The following is a 22,871-nucleotide window of genomic DNA, read 5'->3' as shown; positions in this document are numbered from 1 at the left end:
CGGGCTTTCGAGCATGAAACCACGCGACCTCTCGGCTCACGTCGCCTACGAGGCGGGGCGCGGCATCGAGGAGGTCGCCAGGGACCTCGGCGTGGACCCGGCGGCACTCACGAAGCTCGCGTCGAACGAGAACCCACACGGCACCTCGCCGGCGGCGGTCGAGGCCATCCGGGAGACCGCACCCGGTGTCTCCTCGTACCCGAAAGCGGCCCACGCCGACCTGCGGGACGCGCTGGCCGACCGCTGGGACTGCGACCCCGCGCAGGTCTGGCTCGCCAACGGCGGCGACGGCGCACTCGACTACATCGCGCGGGCGATGCTCGACCCCGGGGACACCGTCCTCGTCCCGGACCCGGGCTTCGCCTACTACGGGATGAGCGCGCGCTACCACCACGGCGAGGTCGAGACGTACGACCTGGAGCGCCCGGACCTCGCGCTCACCGCCGAGACCGTGCTCGCGGACTACGACGGCGAGCGCGTCGTCTATCTCACCAGCCCGCACAACCCGACCGGCGGCACCTTCTCGCTCGAGGCCATCGAGCGTGTGGCCGACGAGACCGACGAGGGGACGCTCGTGCTCGTCGACGAGGCCTACGGCGAGTACGCCGACGTCGACAGCGTACGGGGTCTGCTCGACGAGCGCGACGACGTGGCCGTCCTGCGGACGTTCTCGAAGGCCTACGGCCTCGCCGGCGTGCGGCTGGGCTACGCGCTCGTCCCCGCGGACTGGGCGGACGCCTACGCACGCGTGAACACACCTTTTGCGGCGAGCGAGCTGGCCTGCCGGGCGGGCCTCGCCGCGCTGGACGACCACGAACACGTCGAGAAGTCCGTCGAGACGGCGCGCTGGGCACGCGAGTACATGCGCGAGGAGGTCGACGCGCCGGTGTGGCCCTCGGAGGGGAACTTCGTCCTCGTCGACGTCAGCGAGGCCCGCGGTCCGGAAAGTGCGGGCGCCGTCGCCGACGAGATGCAACGCGCCGGTGTCATCATCCGTGACTGCACGAGCTTCGGGCTGCCGGGCTGTGTGCGTATCACGTGCGGGACCGAGGACGGGACCCGTGAGGCCGTCGAGCGCCTGAACGAGGTGCTCGACGCGTGAGGATTGCGGTGACAGGGACCCCCGGCACGGGCAAGACGACGGCGACGGAACTGCTCGCCGAGAGCCGACCGGACGTCGACGTGGTCCACCTGAACGCCGTCATCGAGACCGAGGGACTGTACGAGTCGGTCGACGAGGAGCGCGACAGCGTGGTCGCGGACCTCGACGCCCTCGCGGCCTGGGTCGACGACTACGAGCGTGACGCCGACGTGCTGGTGCTCGACTCGCACCTCGCACACCATCTCGATGCGGACCGCGTGGCCGTCCTGCGCTGTGCGCCCGACGCCCTCGCGAAGCGACTGCGCGACCGTGGCGAGTCCGACGCGAAAGCCGCCGAGAACGCCGAGAGCGAGGCGCTCGACGTGGTGCTCTCGGAGGCCGTCGAGACCCACGGGCTCGACGCGGTGTACGAGATCGAGACGACCCAGTCGAGCCCCGACGAGGTCGCCGACGCCCTCGCGACGGTCGTCGACGGCACGCGGGAACCGACCGCGGGCGACGTGGATTACCTCGAATACCTATGACGCTCGACCAGCTGAGACCCCGAATCCAGGCGCTGCTCGACCCGTTCGTCCGGCTCGCCGACCGGCTCGGCCTGACGCCGAACGCCGTGAGCGTCATCGCGTTCGGGCTGGCTGGCGCGGCGGCGGCCGCGTTCGCGCTCGGCGGCCCGGCCGTCGAGGCACCCGCCGGCGGCCGTGCCCTCTGGTACGCACTCGGCGCGGTCTGTGTCGGCCTGAACGGCTGGCTGGACGTCATCGACGGCGAGCTGGCGCGGGCGCAGGACGTTGCCAGCGAGGCGGGCGACGTGCTCGACCACGTGCTCGACCGGTACGCCGACCTCGTCATTATCGCCGGGTTCGCCGCCGGTATCGGCCGCTACGACCTCGGGCTCGCGGCCGTGACCGGCGTCCTGATGACCTCGTACCTCGGGACGCAGGCCCAGGCGGTCGGCGTCGGTCGACTGTACGCGGGTGTGCTCGGCCGGGCGGACCGGCTCGCGCTCTCGGGCCTCGTCGGGTTCGCCGCGGCCGGCCTGTCGCGGAGCCTGTACGGCCTCGATATCGTCGGCTGGCTGCTCGTCGTCTTCGCCGTCGTCGGGCACATCACCGCACTCCAGCGGTTCCGCGAGGTCTGGGGCCAGCTCGACTGAGGGTGCCGATACCGTCGGGCGCTCGGTCGACTGCGCCGTCGTATCTTTTATCACTGCACGCGACGAACGGCCGCGTATGGTTCAGTGTGAGATGTGTGGTGCCGAGACGGCGTCGCCGAAGACGGTGAAAGTCGAGGGCGCAGAGCTTGATGTCTGCGACGACTGTGCCGACTTCGGAACCGAAGTGAAGACCCAGCAGTCCTCGAGCACCTCCACGAAGTACTCGACCAGTAGCTCGAGTTCTTCCTCGTCGTCCTCGAGTTCGTCCAGTTCCACCGGCGGCTCGGGCGGCTCGAGCTCCTCGCGGCGACGCTCTGATATGTTCGACGACATGGACGAGCTCGCCCAGGACTACGACGAGCGCATCCGCCAGGCACGGGAGGACCGCGGGCTGAGCCAGTCCGACCTGGCGAGCGAGCTCAACGAGAAGGCCAGCCTCATCCGCAAGCTCGAGCGCGGCGACACGCTCCCGAGCGACAAGGTCCAGTCGAAGCTCGAGCGGTTCCTCGAGATCAACCTCGACATGGGTGCCGGCAGCGACGAGGACAACGACTGGGACGCCGAATCCTCGACGACGACCACGCTCGGCGACGTGGTCAAGCGCAAGGACTGACGCGGAGCGGGTCTATCGCCGTCGTTCCGACTGTCCGTCAGACGGGCGTCATGCGCACGTACGACCGTCTTTTTTCAGGTTGAATACGCTTAACCAAACAGTCATGAGCAATGACGCTGTATTGGGCGACAATGGCTGACGAGGAATCACCGACTGCGGCGACAGGGCCGGACGAGTCGCCACCTGACAACCCGCTTTACAATCTGTATCGTGAGTATATCGGCGAACCGGAAGAGGAGACGGACGTCTACCTCGGGTTCGGTCTGTTCTTCGGGGGCATCGTCGTGGGAGTCGTTGCCCTGCTGTTGACCGTGATCAGCTTCACGAGTTTCGAGGCGGGGACGGATCCGTTCTGGAACTGGACACGCATCGCGTACGCCCTCGGGATGCTCTCGCTCCCCGCGACCATCACCGGTATCGTGGTCCTGTTACCGGTCGAACGCCGGGCCGTGTACGCGTCAACCGCGGGTAGCCTCGTCGACCTGGCTGCGGTCGGCTGGTTCGTCTCCGTCTACCCCGGGCAGTGGAACGAGTACGGCGTCGGTGCGACTCTCGGTGTCATCAGCCTCTACGCGCTCGGACTGGTTCTCGTCGTGGGTTCGACGGGTGCGGCACTCGTCGCCGACCAGCTCGAACGGTACCAGAAACCCGGCCCGGCCGATATCGAGCCGGTACAAGAGGAGGAAGAGCCGGAGGAGTCCTACAGCGAGGCCGAGATCCAGTCCGACATCGATCAGGCGATGTCCGGGGTCGACCTCTCCTGGGGTGGCGTCGAGAAGAGCGAGAGTCGCCGGCTCCAGTTCGACGTCGACGAGGAGATGGACAGCTCGGCGTTCAGCCAGCAGAGCGCGAACGTGACCCGCTCGCAGGGCGTCGATTCCCAGATACAGAACCTCAAGGCCATGAAGGGCGGCGAGAAGAAGACCGCCACGTCGAGCTCGACGGTCGACGACCAGACCCAGAAGCTCAAGGAGCTTCGGGAGCGTCGTCAGCGCGAGGAACAGCGCAAGTCGGAGGAGTCCACGAGCATCGCCGCGGCGACCGGCGGCGGTGGTGGGTTCGTCGCTCGTGTCAAACGGGCACTCGGCCTCAGCTGACCCGCGTCAGACGATTCGGCCGCGTCCAATTTATATCAACTCCAATAGTGATGAAATAATTTCACATAGTTTTATTATTCGGTGGGTTAGAATGGGCAAATATGGCTAAAGGCCTGGACGTTGGGACGATGAACATTCTGTCGGCCCAACAAGATGGGAACGACACGGTGTTCGTACAGCAGCGGAACTCCTTCGTGGAGATCGAGTACTCCGACATGGCCGAGCAGATGCTCTCCCGCTCGGAAGTGCTCCACATCCGCAAGGACGACAAGGTGTACGTCGTCGGTGACGACGCTCTGAACTTCGCGAACATCTTCAACAAGGAGACACGCCGTCCGATGAAGCACGGCATCCTCTCCTCCTCCGAGAAGTCCGCGATTCCGATGATGAAGCTCATCATCGAGCAGGTCGTCGGCGAGCCGAACCACCCCGACGAGAAGCTCTACTTCTCGGTGCCGGCGGACCCGATCGACTCCGAACTGTCGACGCTCTACCACCAGAAGACCATCGAGAGCTTCCTCGGCAACATGGGCTACGACGCCGAGCCCATCAACGAGGGGATGGCCGTCATCTACAGCGAACTGGCGGACAACAACTTCACCGGCCTGGGAATCAGCTTCGGCGCGGGCATGACCAACGTCTGTCTCGCTTACTACGCGGTGCCGGTCATGAAGTTCTCCGTCGCCCGCGGTGGCGACTGGGTCGACGAGCAGGCCGCACAGGCCACGGGCACGCCCGTCGACAAGGTCACCTCCATCAAGGAGAACGACTTCGAGCTCGACTTCACCACCGACGTCGGTGGCGTCGAGGGCGCACTCAGCATCTACTACGAGAACCTGCTGGACTACGTCATCGAGCACGTCGTCCGCGAGGTCGACGAGGAAGACGTCGAAGAGGGCCTGGACGTGCCCGTCGTCGTCACCGGCGGCACCTCCAGCCCGGACGGCTTCGAGGCGCTGTTCCGCGACCACCTCGAGGACGCGAACATCCCGTTCTCCATCAGTGGCGTCCAGCACGCCAACGAGCCGCTCTACTCCGTCGCACGTGGCTCGCTCGTCGCCGCACGCTCCGACGAGGACGTCGACGAGCGCGAGACCGGTGCAGAGGCCGAAGCGCCGGCCGCCGACGAGTAACGACGCCGAATCCCTTTTTATCGCCGCGTGGATCGTCCAGCGAACGCCGTCGCTAACGAGCCATTAGCGCGCTTCGAGAACACGAGAACAGCCGTTACTGGCCCGCGCCGTCGGCGGCGACTTCGACTTCCTCGTCGTCCGAGCTGGGCTCCCCGGTGTCGTCGTCGGCTGCTTCGGTATCGTCGGCCGTCGCGTCGTCGGCATCGTCCGACCCGGCAGCGTCCGCGGTATCGGCCTCGCTCTCGCCCGTAATCTCCGGTTCAGGCTCGTCTTCCGCCGTCGCCGCGGCCTCGGAATCGTCTGCAGCACCGTCTTCGGGCCCCACGTCCTCGGTCGCCCCCGTCTCGGTGCCCTCCTCGACGCCGTCGCCGGTCTCTTCGGGCGCTGTGTCGGCGTCTTCCTCGGGAGCCTCGTCGTCTGCAGCCGGCTCGTCACTCTCGTCTTCGTCGGTCGCCGGCACCTCGTCGCCGGCATCCTCGGTCTCGTCGTCGGCTCCGCTCACGGCGTCCCGGCGGGCCTGTTCGACGCGTTCGAGTCGCTCGGCGTGCTCCTCGAGCCCGTCTGCGGCGAACCTCTTCTGGAAGCGCTGGATGGCGTCCTGCCAGGACTCCAGGCGCTTCGGTTCGCTCTTGTGGTCGACCGGCACACCGACCCACCCACACGAGTCACAGCCGTACGCTTCCACGTCGCTCAGCGAGTACGCGCTGAGCGAGGAGCCACACCGCGGGCACTCTTTCATACAGAAATGTGAGCACACGGAATAATAAGCGTGTTCCATCCTCTCACGGTCCGGGTACGTGTACCTTACCGTCACCGGCCGAACGTTGTATTACTACTATGTATTTACAAACTTTTTTGTATTCCCATAGTGTATGTCGCGAGTATGAGTGCGACCCCGTCCGCGAACGTCGAGCGAACCATCGAACAGTGTCGACCCGAGGACCTCCAGCCAGTGTCGCTGGACGCACAGGCGCTCGACTCCACCGCACCGGAGTACCTGCGCGACCTGAAGCACGAACTCACCCGGTCCGGCTACGTCCCGTCCGTGCTGACGGTGCGGGCCTGCTTCGACGAGGACTGCTCGCTGGAGACCCAGCGCGAGGTCGACCGGGTGCGCGGCTACGTCCGTGCAGCAGCGTTCCTCGGCGCGGCCCGCGTCACCGTCGAGTGCGGTGACGTGGCCGACACCAGCAAGGTCGAGCCGGCGCTCTCGGCGTGCGCGGAGCGTGCCCGCCGCGAGGGTGTCGCCTTCGAACTCGACGGGCCTATCACTCTCGACGACTGATTCGTTCCCGATGAGTACACGGCGCGCGCTGGCGCAACAACTCGGCGTGGTCGCCGGCTTCGACTCGCCACGCACAGACCTCGAACAGTACCCGACACCGCCCGAGGTGGCCGCCTCCATCGTCCACGTGGCCGACACGCAGGGCGACATCGTCGACGCGACGGTCCTCGACCTCGGGACGGGGACGGGGATGCTCGCCCTCGGGACGGCGCTCAGAGGGGCCGAGCGGGTCGTCGGCGTCGACCTCGACCGGGTCGCACTCTCGACCGCCCGGCAGAACGAACGCCGCGTCGGTGCCCGCACGACCGTCGAGTGGTGCTGTGGGGACGCGACGAACCCACCGCTCTGTCCGTCCGGGCCGACGACGGTGCTGATGAACCCGCCGTTCGGCGCACAGGACGGCAACGAGCACGCCGACCGCGAGTTCCTCGCTGCTGCGGCGTCGCTCGCGGACGTCTCCTACTCCGTCCACAACGAGGGGAGCCGGGCGTTCGTCGAGTCGTTCGCGGCCGACAACGCCGGCGAAGTGACCCACGCGTTCGCCGCGGAGCTCGACCTCGACCGACAGTTCCCCTTCCACGAGTCCAAGACCCACACCGTCGACGCGGAAGTGTTCAGGATCGAGTGGGCCGGCGACGACTGAGCGCCTGACCGCTGTTCTGCTACGCTGCGTGCTGTCGCGCCGAACTATCGATACGTCTCCTGTGCGAACACGCGGACTCGCGTGTCGCCGACGACCGCGTAGATGCGGTCACCGCCGCTACGCTCTACACGCACGAACTCGATGCCGCCGACGGTGGCCGAGGCGTTCGCCCGCGGCACCGGGTCGCGCCCGACGACCGAGTCGTTCCGGCTCACCACGATCTGATAGGGGCTATCGCCCGCTGAAGTGATGGAGACGCTCTTGCCGTCCAGACGCGCCTCGGCCGTGGCGGGGTCGCTCTCGTGGACGAGCGTCCAGTCGTCGTCCGGCGGCCGGAGGAACACCCGGTACGCCGTTCCGCCGCCGACGGCCGACCACCCGTCGCGGTTGACCTCGACGTCGGCGTTCCAGCCGACGCCGCCGACACGGACCCGCGTGTAGCCCGTGTAGGCCAACCTGCCCGCCGAGACCGACTCGTACCAGATGCTCCGGTCCTGGTTGACGACGATGACGCCCGAGGAGCTCACGTTCGTCTGCTGGGAGAGCGAGCCGACGTCGACGACCGGGATGAGCTCGTTACGGACGTCCTCGGCGTAGGTCACGTGGTAGCCCTCCACTTCGACCGCGCCCTCGCCCGGCACCGACGAGTCGGACACCGTCGTCAGGTTGCTGTACACCGCCGGCCCAGTCATCACTGCCGCGACGACGACGAGCACCGTCACCGCGCCAGTCCGGAGCGTGAACGCGTCGAAGTCACGCTCGGTCACGTCGAGCGCGAGCGCGACCACCACCGCGAGCCCGACGACCAGCGCCAGCCCCACGCCCCGGTAGAGGACGAACTCGTCGTTCCCGAGGTACCAGTACACCGCCCAGAGGTTCTTCGCGACCGCGAAGAGGAGCACGCCGAGCCAGAGCCGCAGCGCGCTCGGTCGGTCCGTTCGCCGGTAGAACACGGCGACGCCGAGCAGGAAACCCACGAACAGGCCGAACGCGTGGCCCTGGATGGCGATGCCGGCCCACCACGGCGGCGACGGCGGGCTCGGCGACGCCCCCTGCACGAGGACCGGGTCGCGGAGCACGTCGTACAGCAGCGAGAAGAACCGCTGGCCGCCCAGCACCGCCACGACAGTCGTCAGGGGGTAGCGGACCAGCGCGAAGCCAGCGAACGCGAACACGACACCCGAGAAGCCGATGACCGCGCCGATGGAGAACAGCGCCGTCAACACGCCCACGGCGATGACCGCGGCGGGATAGACGACGAGCGCCCGAATCCAGGGGTTCGTCCGCCACGACCCGAACGACTCGGAGCCGCGCTGCTGCGGGAAGTGGCCCCAGGCGTACTCCGCGAGCGGGCTCAGCACGAGCGTGCCGGTGAGGTTGCCCGTCAGGTGGCCCGGGCTCGCGTGCGAGAACCCCGCAGTGAGCAGCCCCGTCGGGTAGAGGTAGGACCACGCCCGGAACGGCAGGACGACCGGGTCACCCCAGTGCGCCCAGCCACCCTGTACGAACAGGTACACCGCGAGCACGAACCCGACGACGACGAACGTCCCCCACGGCACGCCCATCACCCAGCGCGACCGGAGTCGCGAGCCCCACTCACCATCCGGCCGGTCGAGCCGGGCGACGACGCCCACCGAGACGGCGAGGGCGACCAGCACGAAGACGACGATCGCTGACGACAGCAGACCCATACCGGGCGGGAGGGACGGCTCGTACTAATGCGTTCGTGCTGTGGTCGAGCGTCGGCTGTTCTCGGACGGGACGATGGCAGCGGCGGAGAGACGGGAGCCCGGCGGATCGAGGCCTGTACCGGCCGAGAACCGTCGAAAACGAGCGTTGCCGGGTTACAGATCCACGCGGTCGCCGATCTCGACGATATCCAGGCGCTCGGGGAACGCGAGGCTCTTGGCGTGGTGGTGGAGCACCGTCGGGTCGCCAGTGAGGCCCTTCCACATGTCCCAGTGGCTCGGGAGGAGCCGGTCGAACTGGAGGTCGTTGGCGGCCTCGATTACCTGATTCTCGTCGTTGTACCAGCGCGTGCGCTTCGGTTCGCGGGTCTCCTTGTCGGGGATGTTCCCGACGGTGCCGAACGCGAGGATACCGAGGTCGATGTCGTACTGCTCGCCGATGTCGGCGAACTCGTCGGTGGGCTTGGTGTCGCCGCCGTGGAAGACGGTCCTGCCGTCGTGTTCGAAAACGTAGCTGACCGGGTGGGTCGCGTCGGGGTCGTGAGCGGGCTCGACGTGGACTGAGAAGCCACCGACCTCGACGGTGTTCCCCTCGCGGACCTCGTGGAACTGGTGGTCGTCGATAGCGTGGTCGTCTGCCCAGGACTCCTCTTCGCGGGCGATCACGAGGCTGTCGTCGGGCGCGTAGAACGTGGCCCCCGTCCGCTCGAGGATGGGTGCCTGACTGGGACCGTGGACGTGGTCGGTGTGCTCGTGGGTAGCGAAGACGGCGTCGGCCTCGGTGACGTCCTCCGGGTCGAACGGGACCGGGATCATCCGGACCGTCCGCGGCGGGTCGCCGAGTCCGACGTACGGGTCGACGAACAGCGTCGTCCCGTCGCTGGCTTTCAGTACGAAGCCGTTGCAGCCGAGATACCAGAGCGCGATGCCCTCGGGCGACGCGTCCTCGACGGCGCGGGGCAGCCAGTCACCCCAGTCGCTCACTGTCATACCCCTCCCTGCGCGAGCCGTCGCCCTAAGGGTTGTCACTTCGGCGGATTACAGTCGGCCCGTTTCCTTTATGTTCGTGGTGCAGGTACGTGGCTGTATGAGTAGCGAGGTCGACGAGGATACCACAATCGAGGTCGACGCGGATGGGATCTCGGTCGCGAAGTCGTTCGAGGCCGACGAGTTCCCGGTCCCCGCTATCCGGTTCGGCGTCACCTCCGACCGGGAGGAGACCGTCACCATCCGGATTCACGAGGAGATACCGACGGACTTCCCGATGGACGGGGTCGGGTTCCACCCCGACTACGAGAGCGAGAACTGGACCGCCTTTCAGGACCACCACGTCGAGTACGAGCGCACGCTCGAACCCGGCGAGGAGGTGACGACCGTCTACGGCATCCGTATCGACGACGAGTCGGAGGCGGCCAAGTTCCTCACCGACCCCCGGCTCACGGAGATCGACGGCGAGGGCGACGACTCGGACACCGGTTCGGAACCGGAGGCCGAAGTCGAGGGCGACACCACTATCGACGATATCGTCTCGAGCGACTCGAACCAGGTCGTCAAGGACATGCTCTCGGGCGAGGACGAGATCCCCGGGCTCGATGAGGAGGAAGCCGCGACCGCCACGGACGCGGAGGCCGCCGAGGCGTCGGGCGACGGCGGCTCCGTCGACCTCGACCTCGGTGAGCCAGCGGAGTCCGACGCGGACACCCACGACGAGGACACGCCGGATATCGAACTCGACCTCGAAGCCGCCGAGGAGGAGGTCGAGGAAAGCGACACCGAAGAAGCGGACGAGCCCGAAATCGACCTCGACATCGACGAACCCGAGATGGAAGCGGACGAGCCCGAACCGAACGATGAGCCAGCGGAGGCCGAGACAGATTTCGAGGACGACGCACCAGCCGATACCGACGTGGAAGCCGACACGGCGGAAGCCGATGCAGCGGCCGAAGCCGACGAGGACGTCGAAGTCGACGTGGCGGACCAGCCCGAGGCCGAAGTTGACGAAGCGCCCGGAGTGGAGGCCGGCGCTGCCGATGCTGCCGACACTGCCGACGTAGCGGCGGACACGGACGCCGACGACGCCGACGAGGAGGCCGAGGGCGAGGGTGAGGCTGACGTGGAGTCCACGCCCGCCGTCGAGGGGAGCGTCGCGACCGCCCTCGTCGAGGAACTCCGGAACGGAACGCTCACCGAGAACGAGCGCCGCGACCTCCGGCAGGCACTCGACGTCGAGAGCGCAGGGACCGACATCGCGAAGGTCGAACACCTCCAGTCCCGCGTCGAGGAGGTCGCCGCCTACACCGACGCACTGTCCGAGTTTCTCGACGAGGAGGGCACCGCCCAGCAGCTCCTCGAGGAGTACGAGCGGGAGGTCAGCGCTCTTCGCGACGAACTCTCGGCCCTCTCGGAAGACGTCGAAACCCACGACGGTGAGATCACCTCGCTCTACGGCGACGTGGACGACGTGCGTTCGTCCGTCGAGGACGTCGAGACGGACGTGACCGACCTCGAGACCGACCTCGAGACGATATCTGGCGACGTTTCCGAGCTCCAGACCGACCTCGACGAGTCGACCGAGTCCCTGGAGGGCGACATCGCCGACGCCACCGATACCATCGACGACGTGCAGGCCGACGTGACCGACCTCGAGACCGACCTCGAGACGATATCTGGCGACGTTTCCGAGCTCCAGACCGACCTCGACGAGTCGACCGAGTCCCTGGAGGGCGACATCGCCGACGCCACCGATACCATCGACGACGTGCAGGCCGACGTGACCGAACTCGAGGACGACCTCGGCGAGGTCGCCTCCCGGGTCGACCAGGTCGAGGAGGAGGTCACCGAGATCGAAGAGTGGCGCGACCAGCTCGGCGAGATGTTCAGCTGAGAACGAACACGTTTTCTTCCCCGAAGCCGTTCGTCCGCGAAATGGCCGAGACGACAGCCGTCGCAGTCCCACGGAAGGGGCGTCCGCTGGAGGCAGTTCTCGAGCGGGTCGCAGCACGCGCCGATGCGACCGAACTCGCCGACTCGATCATCTCTACCCTCCGGTACGAGAAGGCGATCACGAAGGGGAGCGCGGAGGACCCCCGCAACGTGTACGAACGGCTCGCGGACTACAGCGACCTCGGCCATCCGCATCGACCGGAGTTCACCCTGCTGCGTGACGACCGCGATGGACTTCCCCGTCGCGTCGTCTTCGACAGCGTCACCGTCGATACCGAGACCGGACCCATCCAGCTCGTCGGTCGGGAGGAACCGTTCCGCTCGCTCCGGACCCACTCGTTCGCCTTCGGCTTCGACAGTGCGGACCTCGTCCTGGAAGAGGTCGTCGCGCTCAGACCGGAACCCCTCGACACCATCGCGGACGTGAACGCCCGCATCGACCCGCACGACACCGACGTCCGCGTCGTCACCGGGCTGGGCGATACGGTGTACCACACGCTGATGGCGACGCCAGAGCTCCTCGACAGCTACCGCGCCGACGGGGCGACGAGAGAGTTCGTCGCCGAGTACGAGGGCGAACTCTGCATCTCGCCGCGCTACGAGCGGCTGGTCGAGGCCGTCCTCGGCACCGACGCCATGCAGGGTATCGAGTTCTGTTATCCCGACGCCGGCGAGGAAGAGGAAGCCGGTATCGCGGAGACGGGCGTCGGCGTCTACCTCACGATGACCGGCGGCACGGCCCGCGACCACGGGCTCGAACTCGGCACGCAGCTGTTCCCCAGCGAGACGGTGCTGATGGAGAACGTGGCAGAATCGACGGACGCCGACGAGGCGGTTACGGCACTGTTCGGTGACGTGGAGACCGAGCTCGCGGTCCGGTGAGTTCGCTCCAACCAACCGATTGCATATAGCGAAATTCAGTTTATCAGTCTCCCCTCGAACGGCATCTACATCCGCGTCGTCACCGCAAATACCCAACGAGAACCTGCAGTATCGGCTATTCCGGCACTCTTGAGTAGTCAGGCCATCGGCTCGGACTCCTAGAGGTGCTATCGGTCGACGCTGTCGATACAACTGCGAGGTCGACCTGATTGGATCGCGTTTCGGTTCCACCCGTCCGAATCTTCACCAGTGAGCAACACCAAGTGAGCCGTCCCAGACTACCGACGCAGGGTGAACCGTGAAGACCCTCCACGCAGAGCCACGAGCGAATCCTCCAGGTCAGTCGAGCAAACCACAGGGCCGGTAGAGAGGATATCCGCCCCCGAATCCGACCAGGTGAGAAGAACAGGATTCGAGAATAGTTATCCGTTCTTCTGGTGTTGGTAAGCACGGTTTGGGCACCCATTTTATTTGATAAGCAGCCTCTGGTGCCGATATAGCGGGCCTAGAAATGTGGATAAGTGCTCTTATCCCTGCTTGTGGGGATAGATTGATTACCGCGCCGTGAGTCGTCTCGACCGGATGAGTGGACCAGTCGACCCGACGCTCGGCCACCAGTTGAGCAGCGGTGAGCGATCAGGCGAAACGTGTCCTCAGGGAGAGGACGAAACGCGGTCAGAACGCCGATTCGACGAACCCGTTCCTGACCGGGCAACCCCTGGGGTTCGACCCTCTAGATTGGGGTTGCAGACATACCCGTTCTCATGTCGGTTGAATGGGGTGTTTGGGGCGTGAGCGAGGACGAGGCGGCTCGCACTGCGGTCCGAACGTACGTTCCGTCGTCCCAGAAGCAACAGTGGGCCGAGGAGGCCGACGAGTTCGACATGAGCCAGAGTGAGTTCGTCCGGACGATGGTCCAGGCGGGAAGACGGTCGTTCGAACTCGACGAGTCACCCGATAGCGACCACGATGGGGAGACGAACGAGTCGATAGATGCCGACGACGCCGAGCTGGCGGAGCGGGTGCTCGGCATCCTGCACGAGCGCGACGACCCCCAGACGTGGGACGACCTCGTCGCCGCGGTGACCAACGACGTCGAGGACCGGCTCGACGGGGCGCTCGGAACGCTCCAGGAGGCCGGGAAACTGAGGTACAGCGGCCGTGACGGGGGATACGTCCCCACAGACGACGCATGACCGACGCGGTCTCGTACTACCTGGAGGACCAGGAGTACCACGGTAAGTCCGAGCGGACGAGAGAGGCCTACGAGCGTGTCCTCAGGCGGTTCGAGGGGTTTCTGGACGACGAAGGGCGCGGACCGAGCGGACAGGCGCTCACGCCCGAGGAAGCCGGCCGCAGAGAGTGCATGGCGTGGGTGCACGCCCTCAGAGGTGAGCACGCGCCGAGCACCGTCGCCTCCTACGCCTCCTACGTTCACCGGTTCTACGCCTACATGACCCAGGTCGGGGAGTTCGACGCCAACCCGATGGCGCTCGTGGTCGAGGAGATGGACGAATCCATCGACAAGGACCCGACGCGACGGGAGATCTCGGTGCCGGAGATGCGGACGTTCGTGGCGTCGATCTCGCACCCGCTGGAGCGGGCGCTCGTCGTGACGCTCCTGAAGACCGGCGTCCGTGTCGGTGAACTCTGCAACCTCGACCTGCGCGACCTCGCCCTCTCCGACTCGGAGCTGGCGAGCGAGTTCGACCTCGGCGGTCGCGTACAACTCGATGGGCGACCGGAATCGTTGTACGTAGCGGCCGAACCGGCGAGGGGCCACTCCTACAACAGCGAGGAGCGCTCGGCCTCGAACAAGCGCAAGCGGGCGACGGTTATACCCGTCGACGACGAACTGGCGCGCGTGTTGAAGGCCTGGCTCGCCATCAGGCCGGACGCCAGATCGCCCGCGGAGCCGCTTTTCCTCTCGACGAGTGGAGACTGGGGTGCTCGACTCAGTACGCAGGCGGTCAGGAACGTCGTCGAGCGACACGCCCGAGAGCACGGGTGGTATCTGGACGGCGGTGGAGCAGCCGAGAACGTCACGCCCCACTACTTCCGGCACTTCTTCACGACACACCTCCGGGACCGGACCGGCGACCGTGGCATCGTCAAGTACCTCCGCGGTGACGTGGCAAGCGACATCATCGACACCTACACCCACAACTGGGGCGGCCAGGTGCGGACGATGTACGAATCGAACGTCTATCGGCTGCTCTGAGCCGTCCGAACGCAATCTTGTTGGCTTCTTAACGTGTTCCGGAGTGGTCGGTGGGGAGCAGATAAACCATAATTCGCTATATCAAATGTGGGCGTTCGGGGTGGCACCGAAACAGGGAGCGCAGCACTGTAGCACCACACTCACGCGGGGTTCGGACCGAGGAACGTCGGTACAACAAGAAAATGGTCGTCGTAGAGGGCGACAGCGACTGCCGCGGCCTCGCGAGCGACCTCGGGTTCGCGCGCGCTCGAAACCGGCGACACGGTTACGGAGAACCACAGCGTGGTTCAGGGCGGCTACGGCGAGCGCGTCGAGCAACTGCTCCGTGAGCGCTGCTCGCTATCGACTCGTAACGCCTCGGCCGGTCATCGACCGGCTGTCGTGCCGTTGCTCGTGGTCCACGTCGGTGGGACAGTCCACGTCGGTGGGACAGTCACCGTCGTGGTCCCCACGTTGCGGTAGACGAGCCGGCGAGAGACGTGGAGTCGCGTGCCATCCTCGCGGACGATCGTGTACTGGATGCCGTACTCGTAGACGAACCCGTCGCTGGCGACGACGGCCTCGAGTGTCGCGTTCTCGACGCTGGCACCCTCGCCATCGGGCAAGGCATTGTTGACGAGCGTGTCCGGCTGCGTGACCTCCGTGGCCCGGACGTAGAACAGCTGGTCCCGGATTCCGGCGGGGACCCGGTCGATTTCACGCACGTCGGTCACGTTCATCGACGCGAACCCGTTGTACAGGAACCCCGGCCGGAGGGCCCGCAGCGTCACGCCTTCGTCGATGACCACCGGCGTACCGTCGCCTCCGCGGGCGACGGAGAAATTCGCGGTCGCCGGTGAGAGGCCCGCCGGCCCCTGGGCTGCGTACAGCACACTCCCGTTCGCGTAAGCGAGTCTGGTCACGTTCAGGTTACGGCCACGCTGGGTCACGTTCGAGACGTAGATGCTCTGGTTACGGGCGAACTGGGCGTCGACCGCCACGTGGTTCCACGTCGTCCCGTTGCTGTACCTGACATCGAGCTCGTAGTCCAGCGTGTAGCTCGTCTTCTCGAGTCGGTCGGCCTGGGAGTTCAAGAACACCGACGGGTCGCCGAGGACGTCCTTCTCCGGATCCGGAGAGAACGGTGCTTCTAACCGCACAAGTTCGTCCTCCGTAGGGTCCGGCGGCGATGTCTCGGGGACCGAGAAGGGTTCCCGTGTCTGGACGCCAGCGGTGCCGCCGCAGCCGGCGAGCACCATCGACAGCACCAGTGCGAGCGCGAGCCACGGCTCCCTGTCCATCGCTCTGAGTTGGGGCGGTTCCCGCTTGAACGTTGGGACGTCCTCAGTCGTCCGCCGCTTCCACGAGGTGTCTGGCACGTGCGACCGCGTCGACGACACCGCGTACGTCGGTCGTCTCGCCTCTCAGACGGAGGGTCTCCGCGCGTGATTCGGCACGTTCCGGAGCCCGCTGGCTATCGTCCGTCTCCTCCACCACGACCATCGGCGACCCCCCAGCGAGAAGCTCGTACACCTGGTCGTCGCCGCCGACGAGCCCGGGGTTCGCGACGGCGACCACGGCTGCATGGTCGACGGCGTCGCTGGCGGCCGTGATGGTCGAGTCGTCGAGCGGTTCGTGGGGGTAGCGCTCGATCGCCTCGACGCCGAGGAGAGAGGCCGTCTCCGCCAGCGCGTCGCCCAGGGGAACGGGACCGACGGTGACGCTGGCGTCCGCACCGACGAGTCGTTCCAGAGTTCGGGCGGCAACGGAGCCGGAACCGACGAGGTGGACCGACCGTTCGACGGTATCGGCCCGTCGTGCGAGAGTTGTCACACCGAGGCTCTCGGTGACGGGGTCGCGTCGGAGCACCGTCCTGGCATCGAACGAGTCGGCGAGTCGCTCCCGGGTCAGCACCGACTCGGATGAACCAGTGGCCACGATATCTCCGTCGGCGAGCAGCGCGAGCTCGTCGCAGTAGCGGGCCGCGAGCGAGAGGTCGTGGATGGCCGCGACGACCGTCTTGCCGTCCGCGACGAGGTCTGCGACGAGTTCGAGCGTCTCGACTTGGTGGTTGATGTCGAGGCTGGCCGTCGGTTCGTCGAGTAGCAGTACCGGAGTCTCCTGCGCGAGCGCGCGAGCGATGGTGACCGTCTGTCGCTCACCGCCGCTCAGTTCGTCGATCCGGCGGTCTGCGAGGTGTTCGGCGTCGACGCGGGTGAACGCTTCTTCGACGGCGCGGCTGTCCTCCCGCGAGGACGGCTCGAAACGACCCCGGTGTGGTGTGCGCCCCATCGCGACCACGTCCCTGGCGGTGAAACCGAACGAGACGGCAGTGTCCTGCGGAACGACGGCGACCCGACGACTGGCCGCCTTCGAACCGAGCTCGTCGAGCCGGTCGCCGTCGAGGGTGATGGTCCCACCATCGGGCCGAAGCGCCCCGCTGACTGCCCGCAGGAGCGTCGTCTTTCCGGCGCCGTTCGGGCCGACGAGCCCCAGGAACGTACCCGGTTCGACGGAGAGCGACACCTCGTCGAGAACTCGTGCGTCGCCGAACGAGACGGAGACGCTGTCGATGTCGATCACAGCGCGTGCACCTCCCGGCGGCTGAGCAGGAACAGGAAGAAGGGCGCGCCGACGGCGGCGGTGACGATGCCGACGGGCAGTACCTCGGCGGTCGACCGTGCGAGCGTGTCGGCGACGACGAGGAACGTCGCGCCCGCGAGCGCGCTCGTCGGCAGGAGCACGCGGTGGTCCGGGCCGACGACGAGCCGCATCGCGTGTGGGACGACGAGCCCGACGAAGCCGATGACGCCCGCGACGGCGACGCCCGCGGCCGTGATGCCACTCGACACCGCGAGCAGGATTCGCTTCGTGCGCTCGACCTCGATGCCGAGGTGGTGTGCGTCCTCCTCACCCAGCATCAGGACGTTCAGGTCCCGGGTGAACGGCAGGAGCAGGAGGAACGATACCGAGACGGCGACGAACGCGACGCCGACCGGCTCCCAGGCGGCGTTCATCCCGAGGTCGCCGAGCAACCAGTAGTACGCCCGCTGGAGCGTGCCCTCAGGGCTGGTGACCATGAGGAACGAGACGACCGCGCCGAGGAACGTCTGGACGGCGACCCCGGCGAGGAGCAGGGTTGCGACGGGCGTACGGCCCCCATCGGTCGCGATGGTGTAGACGAGGAACGCGGCGGCGACGGCGCCGAGGAACGCCGCGCCCTCGATGCCGAACGGGACGGCGGTCCCGACGAGCGGGATGGCACCGCCGAGCGTGATGAACGAGACCGCGCCGACGGCTGCGCCGGAGGAGACACCGACGATGGAGGGGTCGGCCATCGGATTCCGGAAGAACCCCTGCATGACGGTGCCGGCGGCGGCGAGCGCGAAGCCGACGATGGCGGCGAGTGCGATGCGTGGCAGACGGAGCGAGACGACGATGACGCGTGTCGTCTCCGCGACGTGGAACTGGAAAGGATGCGTGGTCTGGAGGCCGACCCCGAACGGGAGCAGGGAAACGCCGAAGACGCGGACAGAGCCGTCGGTGAGGCTCGCGCCCGTCGGCAACCACAGCTCGTTGAGGATGGCCGCGAGCACCGCAGTTGGCGCGATGTCGACCGGGCCGACCGCCGTGCAGACGGCTATCGTCGCCAGCAGCAACGCTCCGAGGCCCACGGACCACACGACCGCTCGGACATCTGTACGCATCGCTGGTGCTGGTTCTCAAATCTACTTGCTTTAGGTAAATACTTATTGCATACTTCGTGAGTACTGTGTGATGGCAGGTACACGCACGACGCTCGTGGTGGCACTGTTGCTCGTCGCCTCGTTCGCGGCTGTCGTGGCTCCCGTCGGTGGGGCCGCGGCCCCGTCGGCGGCCACGAACACGGCGTCGACGGCACAGGAGGACTGCTCGTTCCCGTTCTCCGCGACGGACGCGACGGGAACTGAAGTGACGGTCGAGGAGGCGCCCGAGTCGGTGGTGACGCTCGGGCCCGCCGCCGCGCAGACGATGGTCGAAATCGGGGCGACCTCGAAGGTCGTCGCATCGACCCAGTACGCGAGCTACCTCGAGGGCTCCGAGGGGTGGGCGAACGTCTCCGGCTCCGGCCGGACGTTCGTCAGCGTCGAACGCGTCGTCGCCCAGCAGCCCGACATCGTGCTCGCGGCGAACATAGTCAGCTCGGACACCGTCGACCGGCTCCGTAACGCCGGTATCACGGTGTACAAGTTCCGGAGCGCGGACAGCCTGGATATCGTCTACGACAAGGTCAACGTGACCGGCTCGCTCGTCGGTGCCTGCGAAGGTGCGAGCGAGAGTGTCGAGTGGATGCAGACCGAGGTCGACATCGTCCAGCGCGCAGCAGAGGGCCAGGAGTCACCGAAGGCGCTGTACGTGTTCTACGGGACGACGCCCGGCCCGAACACGTACATCAGCGACCTCGTCACGACCGCCGGCGCGGAGAACGTGGTCACCAACGCTAACCTGGAGTACACTCAGGCCGGCTACGCACGTATCAACCCGGAGGTCGTCGCCAACCTGACCGTCGAGTGGCTGCTGCTCAACGACGGACAGCCCGAACCGCGGGTCCCAGACTCGCCGGCGTACCAGAACACCATCGCGGTGCAGGAGAACCAGACGGTCGTCCTGAACAGCAACTACGTCAGCCAGCCCGCACCCCGGAGCGTCTACGTGATGCGGAACCTCTCGCAGGCCTGGTTCCCGGACGCGTACGCCGAGGCGAACGCGACGGTGCGCGGCGAAGCGTCGATGGGGACGACCGCGACGGCTGGAGGCACGACTGCAACGTCGACTGCCACCGACAACGGCGAGACGGACGCCGACACGCCGACGGAGGAGTCCACCGGTAGCGACGACGGCGGCTCGCCCGGCTTCGGCGTCGTGGCGGCGCTCGTCGCCGTCCTCTCGCTCGCGGGCATCGCCCGCCGGACGTAACGCGACTCCGAAAGGCCGATACGACCCCCGCTCGTCGGTCGGCACATGGTCGAGAACGTTATCTATCCCGCGTACTTCGACGCGGAACTCACTCGCTCGGCAGGACGGCGCGTCCCCGACGACCTCGCAGTCGAGGAGCCCGAGGTCGAGGAGATCGCGAAGGCCGTCCAGCAGGTCGGCTACGACGCGGTCATCGAGCGCGAGAAGAGCTACTCCCGCGAGGGACACCGCCAGCGCGGTCGCGTCCTCGTGAAGAATCCCGACGACGACTCGAAGAACGACATCGTCCAGGCCGTCGCGGCGTACGTCAACGCCCTCCGCGAATGAAGCGCGTCGGCGAGGTCGTCCGCGTCGCACAGGGGCTCGCAGTCGCGCGGACCGACAGCGAGGAGCACCCCGACATCGGCACCGAGGCGGTCGACGAGTCGCTGAACGCGGTCGGCCGCGTCGTCGACGTGTTCGGCCCCGTGGCTCAGCCCTACGTCGCGGTGACGACCGACGACGACCCGGCGCTGCTGCTCGGACAGACGCTGTACGCCCGGTAGCGGCGGGCCGCCCCGATGTCGGTGTCCGCGAACGGAAAGCCGATAAACCGCCGGCCGGAACGGTGGGCCATGAACGACCGGACGCGCGTCCTCGGGGCCGTCGGCCTCGTCGTCGCCATCTTCCTCCTCGTCCAGCTCGGGGCGCTCTCGCTGGTCCAGCCCTTCGAGGCACAGGACCGGCAGGTCGTCGAGAACCCGAACGACCCGACGAACAGCATCGCCTACGTCGGCGCCATCCTCGTCGCGACGGCGCTGATGCTGCTCGCGTTCAGGTACGACCTGCAGTGGCTCATCCGCGGATTCATCATCCTCACGAGCGGGATGCTCTCGTGGTACGTGTTCGCGGCGTTCCTCTCGCCGCTCGTCGCCGCAGCGCCCGCCGCACTCATCGCCATCGGCCTGCTGGTCTACCCCGAGTGGTGGGTCATCGACGCTTCGGGGGTGGTGATGGGCGCGGCCGCCGCCGGCCTGTTCGGCATCTCGTTCGGGCTGTTCCCGGCCATCCTGTTGCTGACGGTGCTCGCAGTCTACGACGCCATCTCGGTGTATGGGACCAAGCACATGCTCACGCTCGCGGATGGGGTCATGGAGATGAAGGTGCCCGTCGTGCTCGTCGCGCCGACGACGCTCTCCTTCTCCTTCCGCGAGCCGAGGAGCGAGCCGGACGCACCGGTGGACGGGGCGGACTCCCCCGCCGTCGACGACGGTCCGTCCGACGACGGTGACGCGCCCACGGCCGACGGCGACGATGGCGACATCGAGCAGTCGGCGATGGACCGCGACGCGTTCTACATCGGCCTCGGCGACGCGGTCATGCCGAGCATCATCGTCGTCTCGGCGGTCCACTTCCACACCGCCATCCCCGGCGGGACGGTGGACGCGCTCGTCTCGGACCCCATCCTGCTCAACCTGCCCGGGTTGACGGCGATGGCCGGGACGATAGCGGGACTGCTCGTGCTGATGTGGATGGTGCTGAAGGGCCGCGCCCACGCGGGCCTCCCGCTGCTCAACGGCGGTGCAATCGGCGGCTACTTGGTCGGCGCGCTCGCAAGCGGCGTGCCACTGATGGCGGCGCTCGGGCTCTGAGCCGGCCCGGACTGCCGCAGTCCGAACCGGTTTTCGACATCTCGGTCGTCTTCCCGAAATCCGGCGCGGCGACGGACGTTGCTGAGGGGACCGCCGACGCCGTCGCGTACCTCGCCTCGGACGACGCGAGCTACGTGACCGGCCAGAACCTCCGTGTGGACGGCGGGCTCACGGACGCTGTCTGAGCGTGGGAGACGACCGCCGAAGATGCAGGGAGCGTGTCGGCTACTCGCCGGGGTCGTGGCCGGTGACGTTCCGGTAGTCGGCCTCGATCTCCTGCCGGCCGAGGTGGGTGATCTCGTAGAACGTCCGTCGCCCGTCCGCGCCCTCGGGAGCACCGGTGCGGGCGACGAGGCCGGCGTCGACCAGCTGTCCGAGGTGGTGGGTGAGGTCGAACGTGGAGTCGTCGATCGCCGCAGCGAGCCCGCTCCGGGGGACCTCCTCGCGCTCGTACAGCAGGAACACGATGGCGTAGCGTCGGGGGTCGCCCAGTGCGGCCTTGCGGGCGGCGTGGTCCGCGAGCGTGCCTACGCTGTCGTCGAACAGCCGGTCGTCGACGTAGCTCTCGAGGTCCCGTTCGTCCGGCGGCGTCGCCCTGTCTCCGGTTTCGGCGGCCATGGTACGGTCGGTACTACGATGCGCCCGGACAAGTATCTACCGATTAGAAAGACTTTTTTCTTTCTTTTCTCCTGACTTCTTTACGAGCGTTCCCCCGCGTCTTATTTCCCCGTCCCGAGAACGTCGAACCAACAGATGTTCGACGGGCAGACGACCTTCCGGTACGACGGCCGGCCCATCGCCGATATCCTGGCCGAGCAGGCCCCCGAGCCGCCGCGGTTCAGCCGCCAGAACGATTTTACTGTCTACGTGATGGGGCCGTACACCGCCTTCAGCGCGGCGTATGCCTACGACGACGGCGACAGGCTCTCGACCCCGTTCCAGGCGGACCCGCTGTTCGACGCGGAGCGCCACGTCACCGACAGCGGTCGCGGTGACATGGAGCAGGCGCTCCGTGACTTCTGTGCCGAGCTCCGCGACCGCCACAGTTGCCGGGCGTTCGTCGCGAGTGACATCGATATCCCGACGTACCGGCAGGCGCGGGAGCTGAACGAGCGCCGCGGCGACGACGAGCCCGAGGTACAGGGGATGGCACCGCTCGACCAGTCCATCGCGTTCGCCGCCCACAGCGACGCGGTGCTGTTCCTGTTCACCCAGGGCGGTCTGACGACCGGCGTCGGCACCGAGACCGGCGGCATCCTCGGCGAGTTCCACCTCCGACGCGGGAACCCGGCGACGACACACAAGCCCGGCCAGCGGGTCGCCATCTACCAGGACGCCGAGTTCGGCAGCGCGACCGTCGACGAACTCCCGTACGGCTTCGACGTGCGCTACGACGAGTTCCGACGGAAAGCGGACCTCCACGACAGGGTCCGCAACTGGTTCGACGCGCTCACGCGCGAGGCACGCGACACCGACCTCCCGGTGTTCGTCCCCGGCGAGACGTACGCGCCGGAGGAGTAGCCCATCCTCCCGATAGGCACCGGT

Annotated in this window: 24 protein-coding genes and 1 pseudogene; 18 read left to right on the top strand and 7 right to left on the bottom strand. The window is 67.2% G+C overall.

Annotation, left to right across the window (positions count from 1 at the left end; all coding sequences use genetic code 11):
* Window positions 1-13: 13 nt before the first annotated feature.
* The 6 genes from hisC (at window position 14) to NO978_RS17635 (ending at window position 5,098) form a co-directional block, all read left to right on the top strand.
* Window positions 14-1,102, top strand: coding sequence for a histidinol-phosphate transaminase (gene hisC, locus NO978_RS17660; protein WP_257300880.1), 1,089 nt, complete (start codon window positions 14-16; stop codon window positions 1,100-1,102).
* Window positions 1,099-1,626, top strand: coding sequence for an adenylate kinase family protein (locus NO978_RS17655; RefSeq protein ID WP_257300879.1), 528 nt, complete (start codon window positions 1,099-1,101; stop codon window positions 1,624-1,626). The genes hisC and NO978_RS17655 overlap by 4 nt, the downstream gene beginning before the upstream one ends.
* The gene (locus tag NO978_RS17650) at window positions 1,623-2,255 is read left to right on the top strand and encodes a CDP-alcohol phosphatidyltransferase family protein (RefSeq protein WP_257300878.1); all 633 of its coding nucleotides are present in this window, start codon (window positions 1,623-1,625) and stop codon (window positions 2,253-2,255) included. Before NO978_RS17655 ends, NO978_RS17650 begins: the two co-directional genes overlap by 4 nt.
* Before the next feature lie 76 nt (window positions 2,256-2,331).
* Entirely contained in the window at window positions 2,332-2,868 is a 537-nt protein-coding gene (locus tag NO978_RS17645) for a multiprotein bridging factor aMBF1 (RefSeq protein WP_257300877.1), read from the top strand.
* Between the two features lie 131 nt (window positions 2,869-2,999).
* Entirely contained in the window at window positions 3,000-3,965 is a 966-nt protein-coding gene (locus tag NO978_RS17640) for a permease (protein ID WP_257300876.1), read from the top strand.
* Between the two features lie 101 nt (window positions 3,966-4,066).
* Entirely contained in the window at window positions 4,067-5,098 is a 1,032-nt protein-coding gene (locus NO978_RS17635; RefSeq protein WP_257300875.1) for a hypothetical protein, read from the top strand.
* A 94-nt stretch (window positions 5,099-5,192) separates the two neighbouring features.
* On the opposite strand, the gene NO978_RS17630 is transcribed toward NO978_RS17635, so the two are convergent.
* Entirely contained in the window at window positions 5,193-5,837 is a 645-nt protein-coding gene (locus tag NO978_RS17630) for a zf-TFIIB domain-containing protein (protein ID WP_257300874.1), read from the bottom strand.
* A gap of 144 nt (window positions 5,838-5,981) precedes the next feature.
* Here NO978_RS17630 and NO978_RS17625 point away from each other — a divergent pair, with 144 nt between their 5' ends.
* Both NO978_RS17625 and NO978_RS17620 read left to right on the top strand, forming a co-directional pair.
* Complete coding sequence (locus NO978_RS17625) at window positions 5,982-6,383, top strand: hypothetical protein (protein WP_257300873.1); 402 nt, start codon at window positions 5,982-5,984, stop codon at window positions 6,381-6,383.
* A gap of 10 nt (window positions 6,384-6,393) precedes the next feature.
* Window positions 6,394-7,026: an METTL5 family protein gene (locus NO978_RS17620; protein ID WP_257300872.1), complete on the top strand. Its 633-nt coding sequence runs from the start codon at window positions 6,394-6,396 to the stop codon at window positions 7,024-7,026.
* Window positions 7,027-7,070: 44 nt separating this feature from the next.
* On the opposite strand, the gene NO978_RS17615 is transcribed toward NO978_RS17620, so the two are convergent.
* Entirely contained in the window at window positions 7,071-8,717 is a 1,647-nt protein-coding gene (locus NO978_RS17615; RefSeq protein WP_257300871.1) for a rhomboid family intramembrane serine protease, read from the bottom strand.
* A 153-nt stretch (window positions 8,718-8,870) separates the two neighbouring features.
* Window positions 8,871-9,704 carry an MBL fold metallo-hydrolase gene (locus tag NO978_RS17610; RefSeq protein ID WP_257300870.1) on the bottom strand — a complete coding sequence of 278 codons (834 nt, stop codon included), beginning with the start codon at window positions 9,702-9,704 and terminating at the stop codon, window positions 8,871-8,873.
* Window positions 9,705-9,801: 97 nt separating this feature from the next.
* Between NO978_RS17610 and NO978_RS17605 the strand changes: the two genes are divergently transcribed.
* The 4 genes from NO978_RS17605 to NO978_RS17590 all read left to right on the top strand — a co-directional run bounded on the left by NO978_RS17605 (window position 9,802) and on the right by NO978_RS17590 (window position 14,760).
* The gene (locus NO978_RS17605) at window positions 9,802-11,598 is read left to right on the top strand and encodes a hypothetical protein (RefSeq protein ID WP_257300869.1); all 1,797 of its coding nucleotides are present in this window, start codon (window positions 9,802-9,804) and stop codon (window positions 11,596-11,598) included.
* Window positions 11,599-11,639: 41 nt separating this feature from the next.
* Complete coding sequence (locus NO978_RS17600) at window positions 11,640-12,539, top strand: hypothetical protein (RefSeq protein WP_257300868.1); 900 nt, start codon at window positions 11,640-11,642, stop codon at window positions 12,537-12,539.
* Window positions 12,540-13,330: 791 nt separating this feature from the next.
* A complete protein-coding gene (locus NO978_RS17595; RefSeq protein ID WP_257300867.1) occupies window positions 13,331-13,735 on the top strand; it encodes a DUF5805 domain-containing protein in 405 nt (134 codons plus the stop codon).
* Complete coding sequence (locus NO978_RS17590) at window positions 13,732-14,760, top strand: tyrosine-type recombinase/integrase (RefSeq protein ID WP_257300866.1); 1,029 nt, start codon at window positions 13,732-13,734, stop codon at window positions 14,758-14,760. The genes NO978_RS17595 and NO978_RS17590 overlap by 4 nt, the downstream gene beginning before the upstream one ends.
* A 365-nt stretch (window positions 14,761-15,125) precedes the next feature.
* On the opposite strand, the gene NO978_RS17585 is transcribed toward NO978_RS17590, so the two are convergent.
* Genes NO978_RS17585 through btuC form a run of 3 tightly spaced genes read right to left on the bottom strand, consistent with a single transcriptional unit; the run spans window position 15,126 to window position 18,446 of the window.
* Window positions 15,126-16,040 carry a hypothetical protein gene (locus tag NO978_RS17585; RefSeq protein ID WP_257300865.1) on the bottom strand — a complete coding sequence of 305 codons (915 nt, stop codon included), beginning with the start codon at window positions 16,038-16,040 and terminating at the stop codon, window positions 15,126-15,128.
* Between the two features lie 43 nt (window positions 16,041-16,083).
* Window positions 16,084-17,322, bottom strand: a complete 1,239-nt coding sequence (locus NO978_RS17580; RefSeq protein ID WP_257300864.1) for an ATP-binding cassette domain-containing protein — start codon at window positions 17,320-17,322, stop codon at window positions 16,084-16,086.
* A complete protein-coding gene (btuC, locus tag NO978_RS17575) occupies window positions 17,319-18,446 on the bottom strand; it encodes a vitamin B12 ABC transporter permease BtuC (protein ID WP_257300863.1) in 1,128 nt (375 codons plus the stop codon). The genes NO978_RS17580 and btuC overlap by 4 nt, the downstream gene beginning before the upstream one ends.
* Window positions 18,447-18,516: 70 nt before the next feature.
* Between btuC and NO978_RS17570 the strand changes: the two genes are divergently transcribed.
* The 5 genes and pseudogenes from NO978_RS17570 to NO978_RS20060 all read left to right on the top strand — a co-directional run.
* A complete protein-coding gene (locus NO978_RS17570; RefSeq protein WP_257300862.1) occupies window positions 18,517-19,695 on the top strand; it encodes a PGF-CTERM-anchored ABC transporter substrate-binding protein in 1,179 nt (392 codons plus the stop codon).
* A gap of 45 nt (window positions 19,696-19,740) precedes the next feature.
* Entirely contained in the window at window positions 19,741-20,022 is a 282-nt protein-coding gene (gene srp19, locus NO978_RS17565; RefSeq protein ID WP_257300861.1) for a signal recognition particle subunit SRP19, read from the top strand.
* Entirely contained in the window at window positions 20,019-20,240 is a 222-nt protein-coding gene (locus NO978_RS17560; RefSeq protein WP_257300860.1) for an H/ACA ribonucleoprotein complex subunit GAR1, read from the top strand. Before srp19 ends, NO978_RS17560 begins: the two co-directional genes overlap by 4 nt.
* 69 nt (window positions 20,241-20,309) lie before the next feature.
* Window positions 20,310-21,326, top strand: coding sequence for a presenilin family intramembrane aspartyl protease PSH (locus NO978_RS17555; RefSeq protein ID WP_257300859.1), 1,017 nt, complete (start codon window positions 20,310-20,312; stop codon window positions 21,324-21,326).
* Window positions 21,327-21,406: 80 nt separating this feature from the next.
* A pseudogene (locus tag NO978_RS20060) lies at window positions 21,407-21,511 on the top strand (SDR family oxidoreductase); the annotation flags it as partial.
* Between the two features lie 40 nt (window positions 21,512-21,551).
* On the opposite strand, the gene NO978_RS17545 reads toward NO978_RS20060, so the two are convergent.
* On the bottom strand, window positions 21,552-21,944 hold the full coding sequence (locus NO978_RS17545) for a helix-turn-helix transcriptional regulator (RefSeq protein ID WP_257300858.1): 393 nt from the start codon (window positions 21,942-21,944) through the stop codon (window positions 21,552-21,554).
* A 135-nt stretch (window positions 21,945-22,079) separates the two neighbouring features.
* Here NO978_RS17545 and NO978_RS17540 point away from each other — a divergent pair, with 135 nt between their 5' ends.
* The gene (locus NO978_RS17540; protein ID WP_257300857.1) at window positions 22,080-22,847 is read left to right on the top strand and encodes a hypothetical protein; all 768 of its coding nucleotides are present in this window, start codon (window positions 22,080-22,082) and stop codon (window positions 22,845-22,847) included.
* Window positions 22,848-22,871 lie beyond the last annotated feature (24 nt).

Source organism: Haloarchaeobius sp. FL176 (genome assembly GCF_024609245.1).
Lineage (GTDB): Archaea > Halobacteriota > Halobacteria > Halobacteriales > Natrialbaceae > Haloarchaeobius.
Note: the sequence above shows the minus strand (reverse complement) of the source record. Positions and strands in the feature narration are given on the sequence as shown.

Coding starts and splice junctions, on each gene's coding strand:
- hisC (WP_257300880.1), top strand. CDS start 14: ATGAAACCACGCGACCTCTCGGCTCACGTCGCCTACGAGGCGGGGCGC.
- NO978_RS17650 (WP_257300878.1), top strand. CDS start 1,623: ATGACGCTCGACCAGCTGAGACCCCGAATCCAGGCGCTGCTCGACCCG.
- NO978_RS17645 (WP_257300877.1), top strand. CDS start 2,332: ATGGTTCAGTGTGAGATGTGTGGTGCCGAGACGGCGTCGCCGAAGACG.
- NO978_RS17640 (WP_257300876.1), top strand. CDS start 3,000: ATGGCTGACGAGGAATCACCGACTGCGGCGACAGGGCCGGACGAGTCG.
- NO978_RS17635 (WP_257300875.1), top strand. CDS start 4,067: ATGGCTAAAGGCCTGGACGTTGGGACGATGAACATTCTGTCGGCCCAA.
- NO978_RS17630 (WP_257300874.1), bottom strand. CDS start 5,837: ATGAAAGAGTGCCCGCGGTGTGGCTCCTCGCTCAGCGCGTACTCGCTG.
- NO978_RS17625 (WP_257300873.1), top strand. CDS start 5,982: ATGAGTGCGACCCCGTCCGCGAACGTCGAGCGAACCATCGAACAGTGT.
- NO978_RS17620 (WP_257300872.1), top strand. CDS start 6,394: ATGAGTACACGGCGCGCGCTGGCGCAACAACTCGGCGTGGTCGCCGGC.
- NO978_RS17615 (WP_257300871.1), bottom strand. CDS start 8,717: ATGGGTCTGCTGTCGTCAGCGATCGTCGTCTTCGTGCTGGTCGCCCTC.
- NO978_RS17610 (WP_257300870.1), bottom strand. CDS start 9,704: ATGACAGTGAGCGACTGGGGTGACTGGCTGCCCCGCGCCGTCGAGGAC.
- NO978_RS17605 (WP_257300869.1), top strand. CDS start 9,802: ATGAGTAGCGAGGTCGACGAGGATACCACAATCGAGGTCGACGCGGAT.
- NO978_RS17600 (WP_257300868.1), top strand. CDS start 11,640: ATGGCCGAGACGACAGCCGTCGCAGTCCCACGGAAGGGGCGTCCGCTG.
- NO978_RS17590 (WP_257300866.1), top strand. CDS start 13,732: ATGACCGACGCGGTCTCGTACTACCTGGAGGACCAGGAGTACCACGGT.
- NO978_RS17585 (WP_257300865.1), bottom strand. CDS start 16,040: ATGGACAGGGAGCCGTGGCTCGCGCTCGCACTGGTGCTGTCGATGGTG.
- btuC (WP_257300863.1), bottom strand. CDS start 18,446: ATGCGTACAGATGTCCGAGCGGTCGTGTGGTCCGTGGGCCTCGGAGCG.
- NO978_RS17570 (WP_257300862.1), top strand. CDS start 18,517: ATGGCAGGTACACGCACGACGCTCGTGGTGGCACTGTTGCTCGTCGCC.
- srp19 (WP_257300861.1), top strand. CDS start 19,741: ATGGTCGAGAACGTTATCTATCCCGCGTACTTCGACGCGGAACTCACT.
- NO978_RS17560 (WP_257300860.1), top strand. CDS start 20,019: ATGAAGCGCGTCGGCGAGGTCGTCCGCGTCGCACAGGGGCTCGCAGTC.
- NO978_RS17555 (WP_257300859.1), top strand. CDS start 20,310: ATGAACGACCGGACGCGCGTCCTCGGGGCCGTCGGCCTCGTCGTCGCC.
- NO978_RS17545 (WP_257300858.1), bottom strand. CDS start 21,944: ATGGCCGCCGAAACCGGAGACAGGGCGACGCCGCCGGACGAACGGGAC.
- NO978_RS17540 (WP_257300857.1), top strand. CDS start 22,080: ATGTTCGACGGGCAGACGACCTTCCGGTACGACGGCCGGCCCATCGCC.